Consider the following 2,880-nt stretch of genomic DNA (forward strand, 5'->3'; position numbering starts at 1 on the left):
TACAGGTTTCCAGGTCTTCGAGTTCGACCGCTTTGACGGCCGTGTCAAGGATGCTCTTCGCGGCACTCACCCTGGTACGGGCCGGGGTGTCTGCGTCTCGCATGACCCGCCGTGAGATCTTGACCGATTCCCCTGGTCGCCTGTTGCACTTAGGTGATCGCCTGCTGCACGACGGCAGGGCGCTCGCGGCAGGCCGTCTGAAACGTCGCCTCTTTGAGCCAGCAGAGTAGCGCGTTCATGTTCCACCCCTACCTGGTGCGCAGCCGCCGTGACACTCGGAGCACAAGTAAGGCCGCAATGGCATGCGCGTGTTTGTGGCTCAGTTTTTTGCCATGTCCTGTCACCTGCCTCTTTCTGCCTGCATCAGGTGCTGCCAGCCATACCATGCCCTGCAGCGGCCGTGTCGTAGCAAGTATACCGCCTCTCTCGGAGCGGGTACATCGTGCTGTGCGGCAACCCCAGACCTGAGAGGCACCACGAGACGCTTCCTGGCGCGCCATGAAAACGGACGCATGGGACGATCCACGCTACAGATTGGCGATAGGTCTCCATACGAGCGCCGACTTTACAGCGAATTATTATTCCGGACACCAAAGAACATAATCATTTAAGTGGAAATTTTCAGCTGACATCTGTATAATCAGAATCGACTCTCATAAAAATAACCCTATACAATTCAGTATGTTAAATGCTGTATTTAATCGTTGGGTAATCATCCATCGATAGACCTCAAGTTTGTCGAATGTTGATGACTAGTTCGGGATTCGGCTATGCCCCACTGGAAATCAGTAGCCTCCCCTCGCAAACGGGGTCGTCCTTTGACGTATGAAGAAAAATGGATGGTCTACCATGCATTTGAGTCTTTTGAACGTAACAAATTAGATGGGTCCGTCATTCTCGTTGAAGATCCTTACTCGGTAACGAGTTCTTACACGGGAGTAGCAAGAACGACTGTAGCCCACATTGTCAAATCAGTGAGAGAAAGTGGGCGTGTACCTCAGGCGAAGGTGCCTGGTAATCGTCACCAGATGACAGCGATACCTATTTCAACTGAAGCAAGAATTCGGGAATTTGTTTTTGAGCGTCATCGTGAAGGGACGATCTGTAACGCGAAGCATATTGTAGCGTTGCTTAAAGATGAATTTGCATTGGACATTCAGGATCGAACAATGCGACGCCATCTTGCTCGCATGGGCTTTATTTGGTCTCAAACCAAAAAGCAGACACGATCTTTACGAGAAAGCAGCCGAGTTCGTCAACAAAGACATGACTATCTTTATGAGATCAGAAAAAACCAAAGGTTACCCTCTGATGAACAATATCGTCTCGTGTATTTGGATGAAAGTTTCCTCCATCATCATTATGGTGCCCAATTTTCATGGTTTTCAGATGGCGATTTTATGGAACGCTCTACCGGTAAAGGTAGGCGTTGGTGCTTCATTCATGCCATCATGGAAGAAGGCTTGCTGGAAGACACGTTACTGATTTTCGAGGCAAAAAAATCAAAAGGAGATTATCATCAACAGTTCGATCACCAGGTTTTCCAGAAATGGTTCCAGGAGCAGTTGTTACCACATCTTCCAAAGCGCTGTTTGATTGTGTTGGATCGTTGCCCCTACCATATGGTTGGGAAAGATGCCATCATTCCTCAACAGATGAGGAAAATTGAACTGCAAGAGTGGTTGACTCAGCATGGATTTGCCTGGGAAGAAAACTGGCTGAAACCGAGACTGATTGAAGAAGTTGAAGCCAAAAGAGATAAAAAAACGATGGTGGAAATTTTTGCTGAAAATAAGGGACATCGTGTGTTGTTTTTGCCAGTGCATCATCCAGAACTCAACCCTATTGAGTTAGTATGGAACACGGTGAAAGGGGAATGTGCCCGCCTCTTTTCGAATCAGACAAGCTTCCAAGATCAACGTATGCGCTTGCAAGAGGCATTTAGCAACAAGATTGATTCGCAATACTGTTCTGAAGCTTTCAGGCATGTGAGGCAATTTGAAGAAAAATATTGGGAAACAGATTTAGTACTAGACGATGAGTTAGATGAGGGCATAGGAGTTGATGAGACCGATTTAGATTACATTCTTTGATGTCCGGAATAATAGGTGGCCTGCTGCGCGAGCTCGCTCTGGGGCTGCGCAGCCCGGTGCTCGCGCTGGCGTCGCAAAACCGCAGCGCCGGCAACTATGGGAACGGCAAAGGGAGCGCAGCACTCGATTCACTCAAGGAAAGCGGTGACCTGGAGTATGCGGCCGATGTGGTGCTGTTCCTGACGGAAGCCCAGGAGCCCCTGGCTACCCCACCGGCGCGCGCGGTCGAGCTAACCGTGGCCAAAAACCGGCATGGCGATACCGGGAGAGTCGGGTTAATCTTCCGCCCTGATCTGGGAACCCTGCGCGAGGAGGCAAAGCCATGAGTATGTCCAGCGACACACCCCGTGACAACCTCACGCTGTCCGAGTCTGACCTCGCCGCCTGCCGCCCGATTGTTGGTGAAGGTGGCCATGTCCTGCGAGCCCTGTGCCCCTTTCACGGCTCCGACCGTCAGCGCAGCTTGCGCGTACAGGTACACAGTGGCCGCTTCGTGTGTTTTGCCTGTGGGGCCTGGGGCTATATGGAAACAGCGCGGGCGCAGTGGCGCGAGGAGCAGCAGCGCCAGGAGGTCTTCGGGAGGTCTCCAGGCGGCCGGCAGCGCTTCACATACCGTCGCCCGTCACCACCGCCGCGTTCCAGGCCGCCAGCAGCATCTGTCAGGCCACGCTCCGTTGATCCCCGCGCACCCCATGCGGCTGCTCCAGGGCAGCCGGACCTCGTGCACCAGCTCGCCGCGTTCCAGGCCGCCCTGCTAGGAAGCCGCGGCGCTGCCTACCTGCAGCAG

General features: G+C 52.7%; 2 protein-coding genes. Both read left to right on the forward strand.

The window, feature by feature from the left end:
• Positions 1–770 precede the first annotated feature (770 nt).
• Positions 771–2,093 (forward strand): transposase, encoded by a 1,323-nt coding sequence (locus VLA77_00045; protein HSE28970.1) that lies wholly within the window; start codon positions 771–773, stop codon positions 2,091–2,093.
• Positions 2,093–2,419: a DnaB-like helicase C-terminal domain-containing protein gene (locus tag VLA77_00050; protein ID HSE28971.1), complete on the forward strand. Its 327-nt coding sequence runs from the start codon at positions 2,093–2,095 to the stop codon at positions 2,417–2,419. The genes VLA77_00045 and VLA77_00050 overlap by 1 nt, the downstream gene beginning before the upstream one ends.
• The last annotated feature ends 461 nt before the right edge of the window (positions 2,420–2,880 follow it).

This window comes from Candidatus Saccharimonadales bacterium (assembly GCA_035457485.1).
In the GTDB taxonomy this organism is placed as follows: Bacteria; Patescibacteriota; Saccharimonadia; order Saccharimonadales; family EFPC-124; genus DATIBO01.

Bases quoted from the DNA above. Each gene is read 5' to 3' on its own strand.
- VLA77_00045 (HSE28970.1), top strand. From the start codon at position 771: ATGCCCCACTGGAAATCAGTAGCCTCCCCTCGCAAACGGGGTCGTCCT.
- VLA77_00050 (HSE28971.1), top strand. From the start codon at position 2,093: ATGTCCGGAATAATAGGTGGCCTGCTGCGCGAGCTCGCTCTGGGGCTG.